Source organism: Streptomyces minutiscleroticus (assembly GCF_014650875.1).
GTDB lineage: Bacteria > Actinomycetota > Actinomycetes > Streptomycetales > Streptomycetaceae > Streptomyces > Streptomyces minutiscleroticus.
In genome coordinates, this window is sequence record NZ_BMVU01000036.1 from 25,262 (window position 1) to 47,834 (window position 22,573).

General features: G+C 75.4%; 22 protein-coding genes. 13 read left to right on the plus strand and 9 right to left on the minus strand.

The annotated features are described in order from the left end of the window. Positions 1-21: 21 nt before the first annotated feature. Positions 22-1,125, minus strand: a complete 1,104-nt coding sequence (locus IE271_RS28075) for an amidinotransferase (protein WP_190193255.1) — start codon at positions 1,123-1,125, stop codon at positions 22-24. Between the two features lie 469 nt (positions 1,126-1,594). On the opposite strand from IE271_RS28075, the gene IE271_RS28080 reads away from it, so the two are divergent. The 3 genes from IE271_RS28080 to IE271_RS28090 all read left to right on the plus strand — a co-directional run bounded on the left by IE271_RS28080 (position 1,595) and on the right by IE271_RS28090 (position 4,063). Then, the gene (locus IE271_RS28080) at positions 1,595-1,828 is read left to right on the plus strand and encodes an acyl carrier protein (protein WP_190193256.1); all 234 of its coding nucleotides are present in this window, start codon (positions 1,595-1,597) and stop codon (positions 1,826-1,828) included. Next, positions 1,825-3,072 carry a beta-ketoacyl-[acyl-carrier-protein] synthase family protein gene (locus tag IE271_RS28085; protein ID WP_190193257.1) on the plus strand — a complete coding sequence of 416 codons (1,248 nt, stop codon included), beginning with the start codon at positions 1,825-1,827 and terminating at the stop codon, positions 3,070-3,072. The genes IE271_RS28080 and IE271_RS28085 overlap by 4 nt, the downstream gene beginning before the upstream one ends. A 79-nt stretch (positions 3,073-3,151) precedes the next feature. Next, positions 3,152-4,063: an alpha/beta fold hydrolase gene (locus tag IE271_RS28090; RefSeq protein ID WP_190193258.1), complete on the plus strand. Its 912-nt coding sequence runs from the start codon at positions 3,152-3,154 to the stop codon at positions 4,061-4,063. 61 nt (positions 4,064-4,124) lie between these two features. Here IE271_RS28090 and IE271_RS28095 read toward each other — a convergent pair whose 3' ends face one another. Together IE271_RS28095 and IE271_RS28100 are read right to left on the minus strand one after the other, a co-directional pair. Then, positions 4,125-4,397, minus strand: a complete 273-nt coding sequence (locus IE271_RS28095) for an alpha/beta fold hydrolase (protein WP_190193259.1) — start codon at positions 4,395-4,397, stop codon at positions 4,125-4,127. A gap of 288 nt (positions 4,398-4,685) precedes the next feature. Then, a complete protein-coding gene (locus IE271_RS28100; protein ID WP_229919605.1) occupies positions 4,686-5,711 on the minus strand; it encodes a PucR family transcriptional regulator in 1,026 nt (341 codons plus the stop codon). Between the two features lie 931 nt (positions 5,712-6,642). On the opposite strand from IE271_RS28100, the gene IE271_RS28105 reads away from it, so the two are divergent. Together IE271_RS28105 and IE271_RS28110 are read left to right on the plus strand one after the other, a co-directional pair. Beyond that, positions 6,643-7,092 (plus strand): ATP-binding protein, encoded by a 450-nt coding sequence (locus IE271_RS28105; RefSeq protein WP_190193261.1) that lies wholly within the window; start codon positions 6,643-6,645, stop codon positions 7,090-7,092. Positions 7,093-7,259: 167 nt separating this feature from the next. Beyond that, a complete protein-coding gene (locus tag IE271_RS28110) occupies positions 7,260-7,952 on the plus strand; it encodes a maleylpyruvate isomerase family mycothiol-dependent enzyme (protein WP_190193262.1) in 693 nt (230 codons plus the stop codon). Positions 7,953-8,144: 192 nt separating this feature from the next. On the opposite strand, the gene IE271_RS28115 is transcribed toward IE271_RS28110, so the two are convergent. After that, the gene (locus IE271_RS28115) at positions 8,145-8,753 is read right to left on the minus strand and encodes a tellurite resistance TerB family protein (protein WP_190193263.1); all 609 of its coding nucleotides are present in this window, start codon (positions 8,751-8,753) and stop codon (positions 8,145-8,147) included. 255 nt (positions 8,754-9,008) lie between these two features. Here IE271_RS28115 and IE271_RS28120 point away from each other — a divergent pair, with 255 nt between their 5' ends. From IE271_RS28120 to IE271_RS28145, 6 genes are all read left to right on the plus strand, one after another. Then, positions 9,009-9,335, plus strand: coding sequence for a hypothetical protein (locus tag IE271_RS28120; RefSeq protein ID WP_190193264.1), 327 nt, complete (start codon positions 9,009-9,011; stop codon positions 9,333-9,335). Between the two features lie 126 nt (positions 9,336-9,461). Then, positions 9,462-9,761, plus strand: coding sequence for a hypothetical protein (locus IE271_RS28125; RefSeq protein WP_190193265.1), 300 nt, complete (start codon positions 9,462-9,464; stop codon positions 9,759-9,761). Positions 9,762-10,389: 628 nt separating this feature from the next. Then, complete coding sequence (locus tag IE271_RS28130; protein ID WP_229919600.1) at positions 10,390-10,755, plus strand: STAS domain-containing protein; 366 nt, start codon at positions 10,390-10,392, stop codon at positions 10,753-10,755. A 308-nt stretch (positions 10,756-11,063) separates the two neighbouring features. Next, positions 11,064-11,372: a hypothetical protein gene (locus tag IE271_RS28135; RefSeq protein WP_229919601.1), complete on the plus strand. Its 309-nt coding sequence runs from the start codon at positions 11,064-11,066 to the stop codon at positions 11,370-11,372. Between the two features lie 41 nt (positions 11,373-11,413). Continuing rightward, the gene (locus IE271_RS28140; RefSeq protein WP_190193266.1) at positions 11,414-12,673 is read left to right on the plus strand and encodes a nucleotide sugar dehydrogenase; all 1,260 of its coding nucleotides are present in this window, start codon (positions 11,414-11,416) and stop codon (positions 12,671-12,673) included. Positions 12,674-13,021: 348 nt separating this feature from the next. Next, on the plus strand, positions 13,022-13,540 hold the full coding sequence (locus IE271_RS28145) for an EF-hand domain-containing protein (protein WP_190193267.1): 519 nt from the start codon (positions 13,022-13,024) through the stop codon (positions 13,538-13,540). An 88-nt stretch (positions 13,541-13,628) separates the two neighbouring features. Here IE271_RS28145 and IE271_RS28150 read toward each other — a convergent pair whose 3' ends face one another. The 5 genes from IE271_RS28150 to IE271_RS43410 all read right to left on the minus strand — a co-directional run bounded on the left by IE271_RS28150 (position 13,629) and on the right by IE271_RS43410 (position 19,916). Beyond that, positions 13,629-14,069, minus strand: a complete 441-nt coding sequence (locus IE271_RS28150) for a DUF6917 domain-containing protein (RefSeq protein WP_190193268.1) — start codon at positions 14,067-14,069, stop codon at positions 13,629-13,631. Then, positions 14,066-15,010, minus strand: a complete 945-nt coding sequence (locus tag IE271_RS28155) for a Gfo/Idh/MocA family protein (protein WP_190193269.1) — start codon at positions 15,008-15,010, stop codon at positions 14,066-14,068. The genes IE271_RS28150 and IE271_RS28155 overlap by 4 nt, the downstream gene beginning before the upstream one ends. Continuing rightward, on the minus strand, positions 15,007-16,197 hold the full coding sequence (locus tag IE271_RS28160; RefSeq protein ID WP_190193270.1) for an Ldh family oxidoreductase: 1,191 nt from the start codon (positions 16,195-16,197) through the stop codon (positions 15,007-15,009). The genes IE271_RS28155 and IE271_RS28160 overlap by 4 nt, the downstream gene beginning before the upstream one ends. A gap of 162 nt (positions 16,198-16,359) precedes the next feature. Beyond that, complete coding sequence (locus IE271_RS28165; protein WP_373308851.1) at positions 16,360-17,727, minus strand: M20/M25/M40 family metallo-hydrolase; 1,368 nt, start codon at positions 17,725-17,727, stop codon at positions 16,360-16,362. A gap of 50 nt (positions 17,728-17,777) precedes the next feature. Then, positions 17,778-19,916 (minus strand): TIM barrel protein, encoded by a 2,139-nt coding sequence (locus IE271_RS43410; RefSeq protein WP_268256224.1) that lies wholly within the window; start codon positions 19,914-19,916, stop codon positions 17,778-17,780. Positions 19,917-20,195: 279 nt separating this feature from the next. On the opposite strand from IE271_RS43410, the gene IE271_RS28175 reads away from it, so the two are divergent. Both IE271_RS28175 and IE271_RS28180 read left to right on the plus strand, forming a co-directional pair. Continuing rightward, entirely contained in the window at positions 20,196-21,440 is a 1,245-nt protein-coding gene (locus tag IE271_RS28175; RefSeq protein ID WP_190193271.1) for a DegT/DnrJ/EryC1/StrS family aminotransferase, read from the plus strand. Continuing rightward, positions 21,437-22,570, plus strand: coding sequence for a DegT/DnrJ/EryC1/StrS family aminotransferase (locus tag IE271_RS28180; RefSeq protein WP_308435221.1), 1,134 nt, complete (start codon positions 21,437-21,439; stop codon positions 22,568-22,570). Before IE271_RS28175 ends, IE271_RS28180 begins: the two co-directional genes overlap by 4 nt. The last annotated feature ends 3 nt before the right edge of the window (positions 22,571-22,573 follow it).

The following is a 22,573-nucleotide window of genomic DNA, read 5'->3' on the forward strand; positions in this document are numbered from 1 at the left end:
GCCGGCGCCCCGGCGGGCCGGTCAGGGGAAGTAGGACTCCAGCGTGCCGCGGCGCCGGACGTCGAGGGTCGCGCAGTGGAACGAGCCGCCGAACGGCGCGTAGTGCAGCAGGTCGCACGGGATCGGCTCGAAGCCCCATCCTTCGAGCGCGCGCAGCATGCCGGTGTGGTGCCGGTCCGCGATGACCCGCTTCTCGTCGACCATCAGGATGTTCATGCTGAGCCACTTGCCGCACATCGAGGTCACCTTGAGCAGGCTCTCGCGGATCGGGTCGGGCTCGGGGGCGACCAGGATGTCCCAGGAGTCCAGGACGGCGGGCAGCCGGTCGACGTCGACGTAGTCGGGGTTGACCAGCGCCTTGCCGGGCGCCAGCAGCATGAAGGTCGTGTCGATGTGCATGGGCGTGCGGCAGCGGCTCTCGATCTCGTGGATGCGGTAGCCGGGCCCGAGGTGGCGGCGCAGCCACTCGATGCCCATGGCGTTGGTGACGTTGCTCCGGGTGACGAACAGGTCGCGTCCCGCCCGTACGAAGTCCGCCGCGTCGAACACCGGCTCGAACTCGGTGAGGATGTACCGCATGGGCTCACCGGGCCCGGGGATGCGGAAGTCGCCGTCGAACAGCTCGTCGGTGAGCTGCGGCTTCGGCGCCGACGTCCAGCGCGCGCCGCGCCGGAAGTAGTCCTTGAGGACCGTGCGGTAGGAGTGGGTCTCGAAGTACCGGCACGGCCATGCCATCGGGGTCTCGATGATCTCGTCACCGATCACGAGCATGCTGTCGCGCGGGCAGGTGTTGCAGAAGCCGCGCGAGGACCAGTCGGGGGTGCCGAAACGCCGCTTGTGGTCGACCGGGTCCGGCCGCGTGACCGTGACGTCGAGCGACTCCAGCAGGGCGACGAACCGGTCGAGCTCCTCCTGTGCCCGCTCGATCAGCACACGCGGGTACTTGAAACCCGCGGCGAGCCCCTGCAGCCGGGCCGCCCAGGGCGGGATGTTGCAGGTCACGACCGGGTGGTCGGAGGGGATCGTGGCGTTGTCGAGACGCCCGACGACGATCTCCTCCAGGGGGTCCCACTCGTTGTGCGAGCCGACCGGCGACACCAGGGGTGCCGCGGTGCCGTCGGCCATGGCGGCCCCGCCTTCGCCGCGCGCGGTCCACGGCCCACGCAAGGACATCCTCGTCCACCTCCGCCGTCAGCATGCACGGTCTCCGCTCCGCCGCCGCGCCCAGCCGCTTCCGCCGCAGGGAACGGGACTTCACCGTACATGTGATTCGTCATCTTTTGCGTACATCGGGCCAATGCGTCGCCTTCTTGCGCACGGGTACGGGTGCGCGCCCGGCGCGAGCGGCATGAAGTGGTACGACCCGGGCGCGCTCCGGCGCTCGGGTGACCGCGCGGATGGCCGCGCGGGCGTCAACCGGACGTGCCGTTCGGGCAACCGGGCTGCCGCCGACACGACGCGGGAGAGTGAATGCGAAGGGGCCGAACGGCCCACGCGGTAGGAAAGGGGACGCACAGGCGCCCGTGGGTGCGGCGGCTCCGTCCGGACGCCCGGGCCGGGCCTGTGCGACGTCGCCGACCTACTGGAGGGTCCGTTGTCCACCGCTGAAGTGGTGAGTTCGCTGCTCGCACAGCGTTTCGGTGTCGCCGCGAGCGAACTCGCCGACGAGACGCCGCTGTACCGGCTGCGCCTGGACTCGCTGGCACTGGAGGAACTGCGCGTCATGCTCGAGGACACACTGGACGTCGACCTGGACGACATCGTCCTGACCTCGCGGGACACCGTGGGGCGGCTCATGGCGGCCGTCGAGCACGAAGCGGCGGCGTGACGCGCGGCCCGCGGCCCTTCGAGGCCGCGGTGACGGGACTCGGCCTGGTGACCGCCGCCGGGGTGGGGGTGAAGGCCACCTGGCACGCCGTCACCGGGACCGCCAGACCCGGAAGGGTCGACCGCCACCCCGAACTCGCCGACCTGCCGTGCGACTTCATGTACACCGTCAAGGGCCTGGACGCCGAGGCCGTCCTGAACGCGACCCAGCTGCGCCTGACGGACCGCTTCGCGCGCCTCGCGGTCGTCGCCGCGCGGGAGGCGGTCGCCGACGCCGGTCTGGACCCGGCCGTGTGGGACGGCAGCCGGGTGGCCGTGGTGATCGGCTGCGTCCACGGCGGCCTGCCGTTCTACGACGAGCAGCACACCACGATGCTGACGCGCGGCGCCCGGCGCGTCTCGCCGAAGCTGGCCCCGGTCACCATGGTCAGCGCCCCGGCCGGCAGCGTCTGCGCGGACCTGGGCGCGCGCGGCCCGAGCCTGGCGGTGTCGACCGCCTGCGCCTCCGGGACCGTCGCGGTGGGCACCGCCCACCAGATGCTGCGGGCGAACGCGTGCGACATCGCGATCGCCGGCGGCGCGGAGTCCGTCCTGTCCCGGCTGATGATCGCCAGCGCCTGCCGGCTGAAGGCGGTCTCCACCCGCCGGGACGACCCCCTGACCGCCTGCCGGCCCTTCGACGCCGGACGCGACGGCTTCGTCGTCGGCGAGGGCGCCGGCGTCCTGGTCCTCGAACGGCCCGAGCACGCGCGCGGGCGGGGCGCCGCGGTCCGCGCCCTCGTCCGCGGCTACGGCGCCTCCAACGACGCCTACGCGGCGGTGGCGCCCCACCCCGACGGCGCCGGCGTCGAACAGGCCCTGCGCACCGCCCTCGCCGACGCGGACGTGGCCCCGGACGAGGTCGGGCACGTCAACGCCCACGGCACCGGGACCGAGCTCAACGACCTGGTCGAGGCCGGAGCGCTGAACAGGACCCTCGGCGACCGTCCCGCGGTCACCTCGACCAAGGCCATGACCGGGCACACGCTCGGCGCGGCGGGGGCCATCGAGACCGCGTTCACCGTCCTCGCACTGGAGCAGCAACTGGTCCCGCCGACCGCCAACCTCACCCTGCCGGACCCGCGGCTGCCCCCGGGCCTGGACATCGTGCGGGACGCCGCCCGCCCCACCGCCATGACCTGCGCGGTCAAGACCTCGATGGGCTTCGGCGGCCACAACGCCGCCCTGGTCCTGACCCGCGCCTGAACGACCGCCCGGCCCCGGGCGGGCGACCGCGCACGGCGGCCGCCCACCGGGGGCCGAGGCCCCGGAAAGGAAACAGCCCGTGACCCACGAGGTCGTCCGCTCCCTCACGGCGGGCCGCGTCAGGTACTCCTACCGGCTCCTGCGCCAGGGGCCGCCCGTCATCGAGCCCGTCCTCGTGCTCGGCGGGGTCCAGCAGGGGATGCACGGCTGGCCGTACATGGACGACGCGCTCGGCCCGCTGGCCGACGTCGTCACCGCCGACCTGCCCGGCATGGCCAGCGCCGACCCGCTGCCCGACGGCCCGGCCCTGCCCCTGGCGTACACCGCGATCGCGCAGATCCTGGACGACCTGCGCGTCCCGCGCGTCAACCTCTTCGGCTTCTCCTACGGGGCCGACCTGGCCTACGGCTTCACCCGCCGCTTCCCGCACCGCGTCGCCCGCCTGGCCCTCGGCGGCGTCCCCGCGCACGTCTCCGACGCCCAGGCCGCCGCCCTGCACCGCGCCGAGGCCCACCTCGACCGCGGCGACGTCCGCACCTTCGCGGCCCTCGTGGCCGACAGCCTGCTGTGCACCGACAGCGGCCGCTACATCGCCCGCCGCGACCTCGCCCACCGCTACGTACGGCGCACCCTCGCGCACACCGTCCGCCACTCCCCGCACGCCGCGGAGTCGCTGCGCCGCGCGGTGACCGAGCGGACCGACTACACCGGTGGCCTCACCGGTGTACCGGCCCTGGTCTTCTGCGGGGAGCACGACACCGTCACCTCGCCCGACCGCCAGCGCGCCTTCGCCGGCACCATCGCCGACAGCCGGTTCCTCACCATTCCCGACAGCGACCACTGGGTCGTGCTGCAGCGCCCGCACGACGTCGCCGATCTCGCGGCGCGCTTCTTCACCGGCCGGTCCCTGGCCGACGCCCCGTGCCGCCGCCGCGTCCCGCGCCCGTCCGGCGCGGTGCCCGCTCCCCGCGCGGCCGCGTCCGAGTCGTAGCCGCGCCCGGGACGGCGGGCGCGGGAGTCCGCCGCGGGCGGACGGCCGGGGCGCGCGACGGTCACAGCGTCCGGGAGGAGCCGGCGCCCGTCTCCCGCAGATCGGTGTCGATCAGGGCGAAGGTGGCCTCCGGCTGCTCGGTCTGCGGCAGGTGCCCCGCCTCTGGGACGATCTCCGGCCGCCCGCGGCCCAGCGCGTCGGCGTACGCCGCGCCGTAGGCGGGGGTGACGATGCGGTCGCTCTCCCCCCGGGTCAGGGGGTGGGCACAGCGACGCGCCCCAGTCGGCGCAGCAGCTCGGAATCGTGCATGCGGGGGTCCCCGGTGAGGACGCACAGGGTTTCCATGTCGGCCTGCCGGACGGCCTGCCGCCGGTCACAAGGTCTCCGACCAGGTGCTCGCGGCGCACTTCGCGCCCCTGTCCGACGCGGACCGCTCGACCCTGCTCGCCCTGCTCGCCCTGCCCGCCCTGCTCCGGCGCATCGTCGGGGAGGCGGACGCGTGATCCGGGCGGCGGGTGCACACGGTGTCACACCCGCGCCGCCCAACAGTGTGTCCGGCGACCGCCACCGGTGACGGGCGCGCCGCGGCGTCCGGCCGCCGCGGCGCGGCCGCCGGTGCGCCTCACAACGGCCGGCCCGGCCAGGCGAGCAGGCGCGCGCCGAGCACCGCGGTCTGCAGGGCGTAGCGGTGGGCGGGGTCGGCGGGGTCGCAGCCGGTCAGGGTGTGGATGCGCTCCAGCCGGTAGGTGAGTGCGCGCACGCTGAGCGACAGCTCCCGCGCGGCCGCGGCGGCCACGCAGCCCGCGTCGAAGTACGCCGTGAGGGTGTCCAGCAGCGGCTGCGCCCCGCCGCGCGCCTGCTCCAGCGGGCCCAGCGTGTAGCGCACCAGGTCCACCAGCGCCTGCCGGTCCCGGGCGAGGACGGGGAAGACCAGCAGGTCGGCGGCGCGCAGGACGGGATCGTCCAGGCCCATGCGCTGGGCCACGTCCAGCGCGTTGAGGGCCTCTTCATAGCTGTGCCCGATGCCGACGACCCCCTCCCGGGGCCGTCCGACGGCGACCTGGCTGTCGCCGGTGGCGGCGTACACCAGCTTGGCGAAGTGGGTGAGCACCTCGTCCTGGTCGCCCGGGGCGATGCACACCATCCGCCCGTCCTTGGTGGTGAACAGGATGCGGCGGTTCTCGAAGCGCGCGAACAGCTCCCCGGACACCTGCCGGGGCACGGAGTCGGCCTCGTCGTACTTCTCCGGCCCCTCGGCCACCGCGACGGCGTGGGCGCGCGACAGGCGCAGCCCGAAGCGCTCGCACCGCGAGGCGAGGCGCCCCGGGTCCCCGCGCCCGTGCAGCAGGTCGTCGACGAACTCGCGCCGGGCCGCCTCCTCCTTGCGGACCACGAGCCGCTGCGCGCGCTCGTAGCCGTCGGCGAAGGCGTCGACCGCCTGCTCGATCACGGTCAGGACGCTGTCCGGGTCACTGCCCGCGGGTCTGCTGCGGCGCCCCGCCGCGAGGTGCGCGCGCACCAGGGCGCGCCAGCCCTGCCCGGCCTCGGCCGCCCGGGCGCCCAGGGCCCTGCGGGACTCGATCTCGTCGCGGTTCAGACGGCGTCCCGTGGCGGCGGCGTCCGCGAGGATCTCCTCGAAGCCCTCCAGGAACGCCTCGGTGACGGGGGCCCCGGGGAGGGACGCGGGCGTGCCTGCCTCCGTCCGTGCGGCCGCAGTGCGGAACGGGTCCGGGTCCGGGCCCGGGACAGGGTCCACGGCGGACCGGGATCCGCTCGCGGCCGCACGTGCGAGGCTGTTTCTCCTGGGGTCGGCCGTTCGCACGGGCGTCACACCTCCGTTGCGTTGGTCGGTACGGGCTGCGTCAGCGCCTGTGCGGGCGCCGGGGACCGGAGCGGGTGCCGATCGGGTGTCCGTCCTCGCCGGCGACGGCCGTCCCCTCGGTCCGCGCGGCCGTGCGGGCGACCGCGGGAGCCGGGTGGGGCGGCTCGCCGAACGGTGCGGCGCGACGGTGTCACCGCCGTGGCGCCTGTCCGCGGGGCGGGACCGAAGGGCCCGTCCGGTGCCGTCACGCCCCTCACGGACCGGACCGGCCCCGCCGGGCGGCGTCATGGATCAGCGGGAGGAAGGGGGAACCGGGCCGGCGCCGTCGGTATCGGGGACGGCGTCGCGGGCACTGCCGCCGGTGCGCGCACGGAGGGCGGCGCGCAGATGGATGATCCGCTCCATGCCGTGCCCCCCGTGACGTCGGCCGACCGGCTGCCGAACACCCGGCGACACACCTGGCGCCGGGGGACAGCCGATACCTCGAATGAGCAAAAGCCCGGACACATTGTACCGTAATCCGGTTGCCGGAAAGGGCGGCGAAAGGCGTCGGGCCGCGGGGAGGGCGTCCGCGGCCGGGGCACCCCCTGAGCGGGCACGTTCCGCAGGCGTTCGGCGAGTGCGCGTAGGACCGGCTCACAGGGGTCTTCGCCCGGTGCGCGCACCGGGTTTGTCCGCCGCGGGAAAACGGAGGGCATGGGAGAGGACTTCGGGGGTAAGGGCGGAAAGTATGAACGGGGTCACGAAGGTGGTTTGGATGGAACCGGTCTCGCGCGAGGAGGATTCCGTACCCGGCGTCACTCCTCCTGAGGTCACGGCGAGTCTGGACGGTGACGGGGGGTGTATCGCCCAGGCCCGGGACCTGGCCACGGAGTTCCTCACCCGGGTGCAGGGCGAGTACGGTCTGCCGGTCTCCGCACGGGCCATGGACCTGACACAGCTGGTGGTGAGCGAACTCGTCACCAACGCGCTCAAGTACGCGCCCGGTCCGATCCTTCTGCAGCTGCGCATCTGGGTCGACCTGATAGAGGTCACCATCTGGGACAGCAACCCGGTGCTGCCGATGGCCCGGGTGGCCGACCCCGGCCGGGTGGGCCAGCACGGCCTGGAGATCGTGATGGCGGTGGTGGAGAGCTTCCAGGCGCACCGGGGGCCGACGGGCAAGCGGATCACCGCGCGCATCGCCCTCCTCGACGGCCTCGACTGACCGCCCCGGCCGGCACCGGCGGACCGCCACGGCGACCGCGACGGCGACCGCCCCGAGCGCCGAACGGCCCTCCCCGACTCCGGGCGGCGGGCCGAACACACCGTCCTCCGCCGACCGGTGCCGTATATCCGTACCCCCGTGCCCGAGCGCTCGGCTACCTTCGCGGTATGGACTCCGCGACCCTCCTCCTTCATCTGCGCAGCGAGTTGACCGCCTTCCGGGACTGCCTGAGCGGTGACGTGACCGCACCGGTGGAGCACTGCGGCGACTGGACCCTGTACGACCTCGCGGACCACCTGGGGAGAGAGAACCTCTGGGCGGCGACCGCGGTCACCCACGGGCACGGCGACGACGCGTCCCCCGCGGCTCCGCGGGAACGGGCAGCGCTGACACGGTGGTTCGACACCACGTCCGCGACGCTGCTGCGGGCCCTGGACACCGATCCGGCCACTGAGGCGTGGACGTTCCACCCGCCGCACACGGTGGGTTTCTGGCAGCGGCGGCGCTGCCTGGAGACGCTCGTGCACCGCTGGGACGCCCAGCACGCGCTCGGTACACCGGAGCCGCTCGACGCCGAACTGGCCGGTGAGGGCATCGCCGAGGTCTTCGACACCATGGCGCCGCGGCAGGTGGTCCGGGGCCGTGCGACCGTCCCGCGGGTCGCGCTCCGGCTGACCGCCACGGACACCGGAGAGAGCTGGACGTACGGCCCGGGCGCCCCCGTCGCCGTGCTCAGCGGCACCGCCGAGGACCTCCTGCTGACCCTGTGGGGGCGGCTGCCGGGCGCGGGCGGCTCCCTCGTGTGGGAAGGCGACCGGCAGGCGGGGCAACGCGTACTGGACGGTCCGCTGGTGCCCTGACCGCGCACCCTCCCGGACACGTCCTCCCCGGATGCGGCCGGCTCTCCGCCGCACCGCCCCCTTGCTCTCCGCGGGAAGGGCGACGGGCATGGCCGCCCGTCGCCCGCCGTGTGCCCCGGGGACGGTGCGGCGGAGCCGCGGCAGCGGTTCGCCGTCGGCGCCGCGGCCGCACGGGGCGGGGCGGTCCGCCTGTCAGATGCCGAACTCCGCGGGCGGGACACCGAGGGCCGCGCATGCCTCACGGACGGCGTACTGCTCGGACATCTCGAAGTGCCCGTCCGCACCGGCGACGACGATGCCGGTCTGGATGACCGCGCGGGCCTCCGCCGGCTTCTTGGCGGCCTTGGCGATCTCCTGGAGCACCTCGGCCTTGCCCAGCTCGAAGTTGGCGACGAGCCGGTCCACGTGCCGGTTGAACCGCTGGCGGAGCTGGTCGGCGGGGAAGTTCTGCAGCACCTCGTTGGTGACGATCAGCTCCTCGACGCGCTGGCGCTCCGCCGGCTCCACGTGCCCGTCGGCCGCGGCCACCAGGGCGCACATCGCCATGCTGGCGTCCCGGTAGGCGCCGCTCTTCAGCTCGGTCTTCGCCGCGGCGAGCTGGGACTTGAGCAGTCCGATCAGCTGGGCCCTGGAGCCGCCGGAGGACGAGCCCGACCCGTGACCGCCGTGCTGCCCCTGTCCGTAAGGGCTGTTCCCCTGTCCGTAGGGGCTGTTCCCCTGTCCGTGCCCGCCCGCACCCCGGGAACCCTGGGACTGCTGGAGATTCTTGGCCTGATCCTTGATCCGGTCCCACATCGCCACTGGTGCCACCTCGGCTTCTGCTGCCTGTCCGTGTTCGGTCGTCGGTCGCGTTCTCCGCGGTCCGTCAGGTCAACGCCTCCGGGAGCGGCCGGGTTCCCGCACGGCAAAGCGGAAGCAAAGAAATCATCCGGGAGAGGGAGCACGCGACGGCCCGGCGGGGCCTGCGCCGGGCGTCCGCGCGGGACGCCTGCGCGGACGCCCGCGGCCGGTCCCATACTGGGTGTGCCGGAGCACACAGCACCAGAGGAGCCGCACGTGTCCACCGTCCTGAAGAGGGCCTATCTCCTGGCCGTCGTCGTACTCGGCCTGGTCAACGCCGTCGGGGTGGTCGACCCGGACGTCATGTTCGCGCTCTGCCTCGCCCTGACCCTGCCGTGCTCCCTCTTCACCGCGGGAGTGCTCTTCTACGGCGTCGCGCCCCTTCTGGCGTTCCTCGGCGTGCCTTCGGCCGCGGCGCAGTTCGTGGTGGACTTCGGGTACGCCGCGGTCGGCGGGTTCCTGAACGTGCTGCTCGTACGGGTTCTGCTACGGGCGGGGGCGGCGGTCCCGCGGAAGTGCCTCCCGGCCCGCGCCGCGCGGTGAGCCCGGCCGTCGCGTCACACCGGTCGGATCCGGCGCACCCGGCCGGATCGGGACGGTACGGGCCCGGCGCGAAGCGGCAGACTGGCCCCTGACGGACGACGGCACAGGGCACGAGGAGGCACCGTCATGGCTGTCACTGCGCACGCTCCGCACACCGGCCACCCCCACGAGCACCGCGGCGGCTGCGGTCACGTGGAAGTGCCGCACCTCGACCACGTCGACTACGTGCACGACGGGCATCTGCACCGCGCGCACGAGGACCACGCCGACGAGTGCGAGCCCACCGGTCACACCGTCCACGAGCGGCACGACCACGAGCACCGGGTCGGCTGCGGCCATGTCGCGGTGCCCCACGGCGACCACGTGGACTACATCCACGACGGGCACCGCCACGCCGCCCACGAGGGCCACTGGGACGACCACTGACCGACGGCGGCGGCCGGTCGTAGAGCGGCTCCAGCAGGAACCCGGCGCTGTCGGCGGCGTCGGGGCGGGCGGCGAGCGCGTGGCCGTCGCGGGCGTTCTCCACGGAGCGGTGGAGGAAGTTCCGGCGTAGGCGCCGAGCCACGTACGGGAGTCCCGGCGCGCCTCGTCCGCCAGGATCCGGGCGGTTTTCCCCGTCGAGCCCCTCGATGACGGGGCCGCGACGGCGGGGGCGGCGGCGCGTGCGAGGAACGCGTCGTGGACGGGGGGCTGCCGGGCGGTCATCGCGTGTTCTCCGGTGGGCCGGTGACGGACACGGCCGCGGGGACGGCCCCGCTGCCGGAGGCCGTCCCGCACCGTCCGCGGCGGCGCACGGACACCGCCCGGGAGATCGACGCACGAGTGGCCCCTGCCGCCCGGCCGGCCGGAGGGAAACGGAGTCCGGGGCGGGCCGGAAGGCGGCCGGCGGGAGGCGTCCGCCGCACGCGGCGTCCCCTCGCGGCCCTACGCGGAGCGGCCGCGAAGACCGGTGCCGGAGCCATCGGGACGCGTCGCCCGTAGCATCCTGGGGCATCCTGGCATCGAAGGCCGAGCGGCGGCCGGGACACCGGCGAGTGCTGTCGAGGGGCGAGTGACCGACATCCGGAAAGCAACGGACTCCAGTCATCTGCGGATCACCCGTACCACCGTCGACGGCGTCACCGTCGTCGCCACGCACGGCGACATCGACTACGACAGCGCCGACCTCCTCGGCCGGGCCCTCGCCCCGCCCGACGGCGCGACGCGGCCGCGGATCGTGCTCGACCTCAGCGCGGCGACCTTCCTGGACTCCACCGGCGTCCGCACCCTCATGAGCGCGCACCACGACATCCAGCGGGCCCAGGGACGGCTGCGCCTGGCCGGTGCGGCCGGTTCCGTCCTGCACACCTTGCGCCTCATCAGCGTCGACACCGTCATCGACTGCTTTCCCACCCTCCGTCAGGCCCTCGGCGCCTGAACCCACCTTCCCCGTACGGGAGTCGCGCGCGGCCGGCCGGTACTGCGGGCGGCGCCCCGCACCCGGGCACGGACGCGGACGGGCCCCCGGCGGGCCCGGCACGCCGGACCCGCCCCGTCCGGACCGGGCCGGACCGGGCCGGGCCGGGCCGGGCCGGACGACGGGTTGCCATACCAAGCGGATCCGGTCCGGGCAAGGCCGGGCGGCGAAGACCGCCCCTTCGGACGGACGCGAACATTCCGGGCGTACGGCACGGGGAGTAGCCCCAGCAGAGCAACGAGAGACAGCCCTTCGAGAGGGAGACCTCCATGCGTCGCTTCCGTACCCCCCTCGTCGCCCTGGCGGCGGCCTTCCTCACCGTCGGCGCCGGCGGCGCGCGGGCCGACGCGGCCGTCGGCCAGGTGATCGTCTTCGGCACCGAAGGGGAACCGGTGACCGTCTACGAGGACCCCGGCGGCTGCCACAAGCTGCCGCTCACCGCCCATGTGCTGGTCAACGACACGAGCGGGGACGTGCAGATCCACGGCGACCCCTTCTGCGTGTCCCCGGGCCTGACCGTGCAGCCCGGCTACGGCGCGCACGTCGCGCCCGGCAGCGGCAGCTTCTCCGCCGTCTGAGGCACCCCTGCACGCCGCCCCTCCCGCCAAGGAAGGTCCCCATGATGATCGACCTCGTCGTGATCGGTCTCGGACACGTCGGACTGCCGCTGGCCGCCCGCGCCTGCGAGGCGGGGCTCACGACCGCCGGATACGACACCGACGCCGAGGTGGTGGCGGGCCTCGGGGCCGGGCGGTCGCACATCGACGACGTGGACGACGGCCGGGTCGCCGGGATGCTGGCGGCCGGGTTCCGGGTCGGCCGCGACCCGTCGGTGATCGGCCGCGCCGCCACGGTGGTGATCTGCGTGCCCACCGGCCTGACCGACGACGGGGCCCCCGACCTGGCCGCGGTGCGGGCGGCGACCGCCGACGTGGCCGCGGCGCTGCGGCCCGGCACGCTGGTCGTGCTGGAGTCCACCAGCCACCCGGGCACCACCCAGGACGTCGTCCGCCCCGTCCTGGAGCGGGTCAGCGGGCTGCGGGCCGGTGAGGACTTCCACCTCGCCCACTCCCCCGAGCGGATCGACCCGGGCAACCGGCTGTTCGGCCTGCGCAACACCCCCAAGGTGATCGGCGGCTGCACACCGTTGTGCGCCAAGCACGCCGTCGCCTTCTACAGCCGCCTGGTGGACACCGTGGTGGTCGCCAAGGGCACCCGCGAGGCGGAGGCGGCGAAGCTGCTGGAGAACACCTACCGGTACGTGAACATCGCGCTGGTCGACGAGGTCGCGCTGTACTGCGACGCGCTGGGCATCGACGTCTGGGACGTGCTGCACTGCGCCGCGACCAAACCCTTCGGCTACGCGCCGTTCCGCCCCGGTGCCGGAGTGGGCGGCCACTGCATCCCCGTCGACCCCCACTACCTGGCCGCGAGCGCCGACGCGGCGGGCCGTCCGCTGGGCCTGGTGTCCGCCGCCCGCTCGGCGCTGGACCGGATGCCGCGCCACGTGGCCGACCGGGCCGCCGCGCTCCTCGCCCGCCCGGGGGAACCCGTGGCCGGGGCCGAGGTCCTGCTGCTGGGGGTGGCGTACAAACCCGACGTCGGCGACGTGCGCCACTCCCCCGCCGCCCCGGTGGCGCGGCACCTGCGCGAGCGCGGGGCGCACGTGGTGTACCACGACCCCCACGTACCGGAGTTCACCGTGGACGGCACGGCGGTGCCGTGCGCACCCGGTCTGCCGCGGGCCCTGGCCGCCGCGGACCTGGCGGTCCTGCTCCAGGACCACGCCTGTTACGACACCTCCCTGCTGATGCGTGCGCCGTGCCCGGTGCTCGACACGCGCGGAAGACTCTCCGGGCCGCACGTCACCCAGTTGTGAGGAAACCCGCTGGAGCAGGAGCGGGACGGCCGCGAAAACGAATGAGGGGACGGCCGCGAAAGCTGGTGCGGGGACGGCCGCGGCAGCGGTTCCGAGGCCGTGGAACAGCCCTCGAAAAAGACCACGGGAAATCAGTTCATACGGCTTCGACGTGCCCTCGGCAGACCTTCACCCCCATTTTCCGACAGTTTTCCATTCTTGCGCCGGACTCCCGGCGGTTTTCCGGAGGAATTCGGTCGCCGGCCGGATTCCGGCGCGGGACGGCGCCGCGGGAGAAGCCCCCGACGCCGTGAACCGCCGACGGCATCGCTCCACGCATGCCGTCGACAAACGAAGGAGAGCAGATCCATGACCACTGAAATCGCCAACGACCGGCTCAGGAAGCGCTTCCAGAAGTGGGACACCGACGGCAGCGGCTCCCTGGAGCGCGGCGACTTCGTGGGCGAGGCCAAGAAGATCGCCCAGAACTTCGGCGCGGCTCCGGGCTCCCCCGAGGTGCAGTCCCTGAACGACGCCTTCCAGGGCCTGTTCGACTACCTCTCCAGCGGGTCCGAATCGGTCTCCGAGGACCAGTTCCTGAACGTCACCGGGAACCTGATCTTCCAGCAGGGCGAGGCCGACTTCAACCGTGCCCTCGGGCCGGTGATCGAGGCGCTCGTCGGCCTCTGCGACAAGAACGACGACGGGCTGATCAACGGCGGGGAGTTCGCGGCCTGGCTGACCGCGGTCGGCGTGGGTCCGGACCGGGCCGAGGAGGTGTTCCAGCAGGTGGACACCGACGGCGACGGCGAGCTGTCCCAGCAGGAGCTGCTCGCCGCGGTCCGCAACTACCACTTCGGCCGGCTCGACGTCGAGCTGCTGGGCTGACCCCCTGAGGTGAACGCCCGGGCCGTCCGCCCGAGGTGAACGCCGCGGCCGGCGGTCCCGTACGACGGGGCCGCCGGCCGCAGGCGGGTCAGGACGCCGTGTCCGGCGGCCGCACCGGGGACGGGGCGGCGGTGAAGACGACCTGCAGCTCAGGGCGCAGCCCCAGGCTCCCGCCGGTCGGCAGCCCTTCGGCGGCGACGACGATGTTGTAGTGGTTGGGGAAGTGGCAGGCGTCGAAGCCGAGCACCGTACCCACGCGCTCGCCGCCGATCCAGCATCCGTCGCCGCGGTCGACGACGCCCGCCCGGGTCAGCTCGGCGAAGCCGAGGAAGCCCACGCGGTCGACGCGCTCCCCCGGCACGGCTCCGATCTGGTCGGTGACGACCAGTTCGTGCAGCTCGCCGCGGCGCACGCAGCGGCTCGTGCACGGCTCCAGGGTCATGCCGCGGTCGGTGCGGCGGTGCAGCAGCACCTTGACCAGCACCCCGCGCACCTCGCGCTTCGCCCCGTCCTCGCCCGGCCCGCTCATCGTCCCTCCCCTGTCCCCGCAACGGTCCGCTCGCGGCCGTACGCGGCCCGCACCAGCTCCAGCGCGGCCAGTCCGTCGCCCGCCCCGGTCCCGTCCCCCGCGCCGCGGTCGAGGGCCGCGCCGAAGGCGTCCAGCACACCGGCGTACTCGTGCCACAGCGACTCCTTGAAGCCGGGCCGGCCCGCGAGCAGGTCCGCCTCCAGCACCGTGCCGTCCGCCAGCAGCAGCCGCAGGTCCTTGCGCTCGCCCGGGTACGACCAGTCCAGCTCGACCCGGGCCGTGCCGCCGTCCGTGCCGCGCAGGTCGACGAGCGCCCGCCGATCGGTGCCGTGCGCGTCGCGGACGATCCCGGCGGCGGTCACGGCGGCCCCGCCGAGGAAGTACCGCACCAGGTCGAAGGCGTTGGGGCCGTTGTCGGCGACGCAGCCGCCGCCGCACCGGCGCGGGTCGAGGTACCAGGTGTCGGTGCCGATGTGCTCCTCGATGCGCTCCAGGTAGCGCACCCGCATCGCGGCGATCCGGGCCCCGGCGGGCAGCCGGCGCCGCAGGGCGCGCACCTGGTCGTTGTAGCGGCGGTGGAAGGCGGTGAACAGCACCGTGGCACGGTCGCGGGCCAGCCGGTCCAGCGCGCGGGCCTCGGCCAGGTCGACGGCCAGCGGTTTCTCCACGCACACCGGCACACCGGCCGTGAGCGCGTCCCGGCAGACGGCGGCGTGCAGGTCGTTGGGCACGGTGACGACCACGGCGTCCAGACCGGGGTGCGCCAGCAGCGCGCGGTGGTCGGCGTAGCAGGCGGCCCGCTCCCGGTGAGGGGCCCGCGCGGCCTCCCGTACGTCGCACACCGCGGCCAGCTCCCACCCGGGCAGCCGGTCGATCGCGGCGAGATGGAACCGGGAGACGGCGCCGAGCCCGACGACCCCGGCCCGGCGCGGCCGCGTCACGCCGCACCGTCCCCGGCGGCGGCCGCGGCCGGGTCCTCCCCGGCCGGCGCCGCGGCCCCGGCCCCCGCCGCGCACGCGGGCAGGTCCAGTCCCAGGCGGGTCAGCTCCTCGTGCACGCCGGCCGCCAGCGGGACGCCCGCCCGTCGCCGCTCCCGCGCCCGTTCGGCCTCCCACCAGCCCGGATAGCGGACGGGCGTCCGCGGGTCCAGGGGCGGGCAGCGCAGCAGCGTACGGAACATCTCCTCCGCCGCGGCGGCGAAGTCCGCCTCCGGGCGCAGCGTGCGCGGGTCGACGGCGAGCAGCAGGAAGCCGATGTCGTCGTCGCGGCCGTGCGGCCGTCCGTCGCCGGCCAGCGCGGCCGGTGCCGGGCCCACGGCCGCGCCCGGCACCAACGCCGCCAGCAGCTCGACCGCCAGCCCCAGCCCGTAGCCCTTGTACGCGCCGGTGTCCGGGTCGCCGCCGAGCCAGCGCAGGTGGGCGGTGCCGCGGTCGAAGGCCGCCGGATCGGTCACCGGCCGCCCGGCCGCGTCCTCCAGCCAGCCCTCCGGAACGGACCCGCCGCGGCGGGCTGCGGCCCGGACGCGCCCGGTGGGCACCACCGTGGTGCTCATGTCCAGGACGAAGGGATGGCCCTCCAGGGCGGGGGCGGCGACGGCGAGCGGGTTGGTGCCGAGCATGGCGAGCGCCCCGTGCGGCGGGCGGGCGATGCGCTGGCCGCCGCAGTTGCCCGCCACGATCCCGATCATGCCGCGGGCGGCGGCGCGGGCGGCGTGGAAGCCCGCGCAGCCGAAGTGGGTGGCCCCGCGCACCGCCACCAGGCCGACCCCGTACCGGCGGGCCCGCCCGGCCGCGTCGTCCATGGCCTCGGCCGCGGCCCACAGGCCGAGCGCCCGCCGGGCGTCGACGACGGCGCAGGCCCCCAGGTCGCCGAGCACCTCGGGGACGGCGGCGGGATCGGCACGGCCGCAGGCGAGCAGCGGCAGGTACAGGCGGGTCAGGTTGGCCACGCCGTGCGAGGCGGGTCCGGTCAGGTCGCCGTGGCAGAGCGCGGCGGCGGCGGTGGCCGCGCGCGCGGGCGGGACGCCGTACCCGGCGAACAGCCCGGTGACGGCGGCCAGCAGCCGGTCGTGGCCGACCAGTACGGCCGGTGGGGACTCGGGGACGGGTGCGGGGCCGGGCGGTGTCATACGGGGCTCCCTCTGCTGGACTGGTCGGGCCTCGCGGCTCGCGGGGTCCGTCGGCGGTTCGTGGGACTCGGACGGCGGCTCACGGGGTTCGTCGGCGATGCGCAGGACTCGTTCCGCGGCTCACGGGGCGCGTTCGGCGGTTCGCAGGACTCGTTCCGCGGCTCACGGGGCGCGTTCGGCGAACGTGGTCAGCAGGCGGCTCACCACGCCCGCGAACGCCTCCAGGTCGGCCAGGTCGGCGAACTCCCCCGCCGCGTGCGCGCGGTTGTCCTCCAGGCGCCCCGGTCCGAGCACCGCCGTGAAGGCGCCGGGCAGGCCGTGCGCCCAGATGGCGTCGCAGGTGAAGGCGGGCTCGCCGGCCGGGTGGCGGGGCGCGCCCGCGGCGTGCAGCAGGGACTCGGCCCAGGCGTCGGCACCGTTCAGGCACGGCAGTCCGCGCTTGTCCCACTCCAGGCGGGTGACGGCGGCCGCGTCGGCGGCGGTGCGGGCGAACTGCCGGCTGCCGGCGAAGCGCGCGGTGAACGCGCGCAGCCCGTCGGCGACGGCGTCGGTGACCGCGCGTTCCAGGGCGGCGCCCTGCCCGGCGGTGGCGTAGGGGAGGTTGAGCAGCAGCTGCCCCTGTCCGTAGACGCGGTTGTGCAGATGGCCGGTGTGCAGGCCGGCCACGCACACCCGGCTCCCCCCGGTTCGCCCCTCCGGGGTCTCCGTCCCCCCGTCCAGGGCCCTCGTCCACCCGTCCAGGGCGGCGGCCAGGTGCTGGGCGAGGAAGCCGAGCAGCACGGTGGCGTTGTGACCGCGCTCCGGGCGGTCGTCGACGGCGCCTACGCCGGCGACGGTGACACGGGCGGTCAGCGCCGCGGTGGCGCGGGGCAGGTAGCGCAGCCCGGTCGGCTCGCAGAAGACGTTCAGACGGCCCGTGAACCCGGCCTCGACCAGCGGCCGGGTGCCGTGGACGCCCATCGCGCCGCCCTCCTCGCCGCCCACCGCCTGGACGAGCACCGCCACCCGGCGGCCGAGGTCGGGGCAGGCGGCCCGCGCGGCGCGCACCCCGGCCAGCAGGGCCACCGCCGGGCCCTTGGCGTCGATCGCGCCGCGCCCGGTGAAGCGCGTCCCGTCGAAACCGACGGGCTCCGGGCCCGCCACCGTGTCCAGGTGCACGTTGAACATGACGGTCGCTGCGCGCGGCAGGTCCGGACCCAGCCGCAGCACCAGGTTCGGCTGCCGCGCCAGGAAGGCGGGGTCGGCCGCGGCGTGCCGGCGCACCGCGGCGGGTACGTCGCCCCGGTCCAGCACCTCCGGCGGCGGGCAGGCGTGGTGCACGACCCGCATCCCCGCCGCCCGGGCGGCGCGCGCGTAGGCGCGCTGCGCCCGCCACAGGCCGCCGCGCCGGGTCCACGGCAGGCCCGGGACGGGACGCCACGGCCGGTCCGGGGCGGGGCCGGTCTCCAGCGGTCCGGCGGTGGGCGTGCGCAGCAGGCGCAGCAGCAGCGCACGGTCGCCGGGCCCCATCAGCGCCTCACGCCCCGTCACCCCTCGGCCCCGTCGCCCGCCGGTCACCCCTCGGCCCCGCAGCCCGCCCGTCATCCCCGTCCCCCGGTCCCGTCGCCCGTCCGCCGCTCCTCGGCCGCGCCGCCCGTCCGGGCCGCCCCGTCGAGCAGGGCCCGCAGCCGCTGCCCGGCGCGGACGAACGGCTCCGCCGCGCCACCGGCCGCCCGCAGCCCCTCGTGCGGCCGCGCGGCCAGGTGCGGCTCCAGGCTGAACGCGCCCTCGTAGCCGCCGTCCAGCAGCGTCCGCAGGCAGTCGGCCACCCCTGCCCGCCCGTCGCCCGGCAGGGTGTACGTCACGCCGTCCGCCGTGCGCACCCCGTCCTTGACGTGCACGTGCGCCACGTACGGCAGGACCCGGCGCAGCACCTCATGGGCGTCGTAGCCGTACGCGAGGCCGTTGCCGGTGTCGAAGAGCAGCCGCAGCGCCGGGGAGCCGGCCTCGCGCACCAGGCGCAGCATCCGCGCGGGGTCGGCGCCGGCCCAGCCCGCGCAGTTCTCGTGCAGCAGGGTCAGGCCCGCGCGCTCCGCGCGGGCGGTCAGGCAGGCGACGCGGTCCAGGACCCGGCCGGCCCACTCGGCCTCGGGGAGCCCGTCGCCGGGGTACGACATGATGCGCACGTACCGGCAGCCGAGCAGGGCGCACTGGTCGGTGAGAGCGTCCAGTTCGGCCAGGTCGTCCGCGAACGGCGCGGTGACCGGGCGGGCCCAGTTGCCGATGCGGGAGGCCAGCGCCACGGTGCGCAGCCCGGCCGCGCGCAGCCGGTCCGCGACCTCCCGCGACCGCCGCGGACCGAGTTCCGCCACCGGGACGCCGTCGACGGTACGCAGTTCGATGCCCGGCCAGCCCAGCCGGGCGAGCGCGGCGATCTGCCCGTCCAGGCCGGCGGCGGCCTCGTCGCCGATCCCGGCCAGCCGGTGGGCGGGGAAGGAGGGCGCGGACCCCGGCGCGACGGGCACGGGCTGCGACGCGACGGGCACGGGCCGGCGGGTCCGGGGAGGGCCGGCGGAGCCGCGATGCCGCCCCTCGGCCCGTCCGCCGTCCCCGGCCCGTCCGCCGTCCCCGGCCCGTCCGCCGCCCCCGGCACCTCCGCCGTCCTGGCCCCGTCCACCGTCCCCGGCCCGTCCGCCGCCCCCGGTGCCACCCTCCCCGGCGCCACCGTCGTCGCCACCACCGTCGCCGGAGCCGGCACCGGCACCGGCCTCGGCTCCGCAGCGCTCCTTGGCCGCGCACAGCAGGCGCACCACGGCGCAGTGTCCGGCGAGGTCGGCGCGCGGGCCGTCGGCGAAGTCGCGGTAGGCGCGGCGGAGGAAGGCCGTCAGCGCGTCGTCGCGGAAGACCTGGTGGTCGTCGCGGTCGCCGGTGACCACCAACTGGGCGTGGTCGTCGCCCGCGTCGAGCGGGTAGTGCCCCGTGGCCGAGCCGTGGTCGAACCGCAGGGTGATGCTGCGCTGCCGCACGGGCGAGGCCAGGTCGGAGACCAGTTCGCTGCACACCCCCGAGTGGTGACGCAGCGTCAGGGACGCGCCGCCCAGCCGGGGCAGCACCCGGCCGTCGCAGCGCAGGTCGGACCAGCGGGCGTCGACCAGCTCGGCGGGCCCCGCCAGGTCCAGGACCACGCCCAGCGCGTGCGGGATCTCCACGTCGAAGGCCGTCGGGTGCCCCGCGGTGGCCAGGGAGCGGGTGAAACGGGGCTTGTGCTGGACCGCGGTGACCGCCGTCAGGCGGCCGAGCGTGCGCTGCCGCACCAGGCGGCGCAGCCTGCCGGTCAGCCCGGCCTCCAGCCAGTGGGCGACCACCCGTACGTCGAGGCCGTGGCGCCGCCGCAGCCGGAGGATCTCCTCCAGGTCCGCGCGCCCGGCCGCCAGCGGCTTCTCCACGAGCAGCTTGTCGAACCCGTGCGCGGCCAGCTCGCCGAGCACCGCGGCGCGGGCCGTCGGCGGGGTGCACACGTGCACCACGGTGGAGGCCGGGCACACCAGCTCGCGGGCCTCGGCGATCGAGGAGGCGACGCGCACCCCGGGCAGTCCCCGGCGCGCCCCGGGCCGCGGGTCGCAGGCCACCGGCGGCCCGGCGCACAGCGGCCCGTCCGGCGAACCGGCCGTCCGCGCGAGCGTCTTGAGGTGCAGTTCCCGTCCGGAGCGGCCCAGTCCGACCACCAGGGGCTGCAGCATCGTCCCTCCCCCACGTCGCGTACGAAAAGGGCCGGGAACCACACGGCCCGCGAGTCGCCGAAGCGGCGCGAAGGACGCGCCGGACGGGACCCGGTGAGCGACTCTAGGCGCACGGCCGGAAACACGGTCAATCCCCTTGCGGAAAGGACGGCCGCAACGAGTGAAAAGCCGTAACCGTAACGAGTGAAGAAAAGCGACGGGCCCTGACCCGCTTTTCCCGGGCCCCGTAGATTTCCATGACAGAGGAAATCCGCCGACGCATCCGGGGACGTGGTGGCATTGTCTCTCGAAAAAGACCTCAAGGATCTCGCGAACGCATCCGGTACGGCAGCGGCCGGTGACGCCGGGACCCCCGTCAGGGACCCGGACACGGCCGTTCCGTTCTTCTCCCAGGCCGCCACCTTCGAGCGGCTGTGGCCGCTGATCGAGGCACGGGTGCACCAGGTCTTCGACCGCGGCAAGTTCTCGCACGGGCGCCAGGTGGCCGAGCTGGAGGGGGCGCTGGCCGCCTACACCGGCGCGGACCACGTGGTCGCGGTCAACAGTGGCACGGACGCACTGGTGCTGCTGCTGCGCGCGTGCGGACTGCGCCCGGGAGACGGTGTGCTGGTGCCGGCGTACTCCTTCGTCGCCACCGCCAGCAGTGTCGTACTGGCGGGCGGGCGGCCGCAGTTCGTCGACATCGACCCCGTCACCTACGCCATGGACCCGGCCGCGCTCGCCGCGGCCGTCACCCCGGCCAGCCGCTTCGTCCTGCCCGCCCACCTGTTCTGCCGGATGGCCGACATGGGCGCGCTGGCCGCCGTCGCCGCCCGCCACGGGCTCACCCTGGTCGAGGACAGCGCGGAGGCGATCGGCATGCGGCAGGGCGGGCGCCACGCCGGACTGCACGGCGCGGGCGGGGTGCTGTCCTTCTTCCCCAGCAAGACCCTCGGCGCGCTCGGCGACGCCGGCGCCGTCCTCACCGACGACCCGCGGGTGGCCGAGCGCGTGGCCGCGCTGCGCCACCACGGCCGGCCGGGGCCGACCCTGGACGACTTCCCCGCCATCGCCACCGTCAGCACCCTGCCCGGCCTCAACAGCAAGGCGGACGACCTCCAGGCGGCCGTCCTGCTGGCCAAACTCACCTGCCTGGACCGGGACATCGCGTTCCGCGCCGTCCTCGGCGAGGCCTACCGCCGCCGGCTGACCGGCGTCCCCGGCATCACCCGGCTGCCCCGGGCGCCCGCCCGCGGTCCGGACGACGCCGACGTGCTGTACGTGTACCTGATCGAGGCCGAGCGCCGCGACGCCCTGGCGGCGCATCTGGCCCGGCGCGGCATCGGGACCGAGGTCTACTACCCCTTCCCCCTGCCGCTCCAGCCCGCCTTCGCCCGGCTCGGGCACCGCCCGGGCGACTTCCCGCACGCCGAGGCCGCCGCCGGACGCGCGCTGGCGCTGCCGCTGTACCCGGACCTGACGCTGGATCAGGTCGACCGCGTCTGCGCGGAGATCCGCGCCTTCTGCGCCGGCGGGCCGTCGTGACCGCCGCCCGCCCACAGGTCCCCTTCTTCCCGCCGGACCTGTTCGCGGCCGACCGCGGGCTCATGCTCGACCTGCTGCAGCGCATCGGCCGCGCGCCGGAGCAGCGCTTCGTCCTCGGGGAGCACACCCGGCGCCTCGAAGAGCTGCTGCGGGAGCGCTACGGGGCGGCGGACGTGGTGGCCTGCGGCAGCGGCACCTCCGCGCTCACCCTGGTCCTGGGCGCCCTGGGCATCGGCGCGGGCGACGAGGTGGTGGTGCCGGCGCTGGGCTGCGCGCCGCTGGCCGCCTGCGTGACCGGGGTGGGCGCCGTCCCGGTCTTCGCCGACGTCGACCCGCACACCCTGACCGTCGACCCCTGCCAGGTGGAACGGCGCATCACCGTCCGCACCGCGGCGGTCATGCCGGCGCACCTGTTCTCGGCCATGGCCGACATGCCGCGCTTCGTCGACCTCGCCCGGCGCCGGGGCGTGCGGCTGGTGGAGGACTCCGCGGTCGCGCAGGGCGCGGTGCTGGACGGGCGGCCCGCGGGGCTGTGGGGCGAGGCCGGCGTCTACTCCTTCGTCCAGGTGAAGTCCTTCGGCATGCCCGGCGAGGGCGGGGCCGTGGTGACCCGCGACGCGGACCTCGGCCGGCGGGTGCGGATGCTGCGCAACCACGGGCAGGACGGGCACCGGCGGTTCGTGCACCACCTCGTCGGCCACAACAGCAGGTTCGACGAGATCCAGGCGGCCTTCCAGTGCCGCCGTCTGGCCGGCCTGTCCGCCCGGCTGCGGCGCAGGACCGCCATCGCCGAGCACTACACCGAGCAGCTGGCGCCGCTGGCCGCGTACGGCGTCCGCACCCCGCCACCGGGCCGGGAGGGCGGCTGCCCCTACGTGTACACGGTGCTGGCCGAGCGCCGCGACCGACTGGCGCGGCACCTGCGGCGGCACGGCGTCGACAGCCATGTGTACTACCCGCTCCCGCTGCCCCACCAGCCGGCCTTCGCGCCGTACACCGCGCCGGGCGACCGGTGGCCGCACGCCGAGCGGGCCGCCCGGCACATGCTCTCCCTGCCCCTGTACCCGCACCTGACGGACGGTCAGGTGAACCGGGTCGTCGCCGCCGTGAAGGACTTCGTCCGCCACTGACCG

What these genes read in the sequence shown, in the direction of transcription:
- IE271_RS28075 (WP_190193255.1), bottom strand. Translation starts at nt 1,125, where the DNA reads ATGGCCGACGGCACCGCGGCACCCCTGGTGTCGCCGGTCGGCTCGCAC.
- IE271_RS28105 (WP_190193261.1), top strand. Translation starts at nt 6,643, where the DNA reads ATGGAACCGGTCTCGCGCGAGGAGGATTCCGTACCCGGCGTCACTCCT.
- IE271_RS28110 (WP_190193262.1), top strand. Translation starts at nt 7,260, where the DNA reads ATGGACTCCGCGACCCTCCTCCTTCATCTGCGCAGCGAGTTGACCGCC.
- IE271_RS28125 (WP_190193265.1), top strand. Translation starts at nt 9,462, where the DNA reads ATGGCTGTCACTGCGCACGCTCCGCACACCGGCCACCCCCACGAGCAC.
- IE271_RS28135 (WP_229919601.1), top strand. Translation starts at nt 11,064, where the DNA reads ATGCGTCGCTTCCGTACCCCCCTCGTCGCCCTGGCGGCGGCCTTCCTC.
- IE271_RS28140 (WP_190193266.1), top strand. Translation starts at nt 11,414, where the DNA reads ATGATGATCGACCTCGTCGTGATCGGTCTCGGACACGTCGGACTGCCG.
- IE271_RS28145 (WP_190193267.1), top strand. Translation starts at nt 13,022, where the DNA reads ATGACCACTGAAATCGCCAACGACCGGCTCAGGAAGCGCTTCCAGAAG.
- IE271_RS28150 (WP_190193268.1), bottom strand. Translation starts at nt 14,069, where the DNA reads ATGAGCGGGCCGGGCGAGGACGGGGCGAAGCGCGAGGTGCGCGGGGTG.
- IE271_RS28160 (WP_190193270.1), bottom strand. Translation starts at nt 16,197, where the DNA reads ATGACACCGCCCGGCCCCGCACCCGTCCCCGAGTCCCCACCGGCCGTA.
- IE271_RS43410 (WP_268256224.1), bottom strand. Translation starts at nt 19,916, where the DNA reads ATGCTGCAGCCCCTGGTGGTCGGACTGGGCCGCTCCGGACGGGAACTG.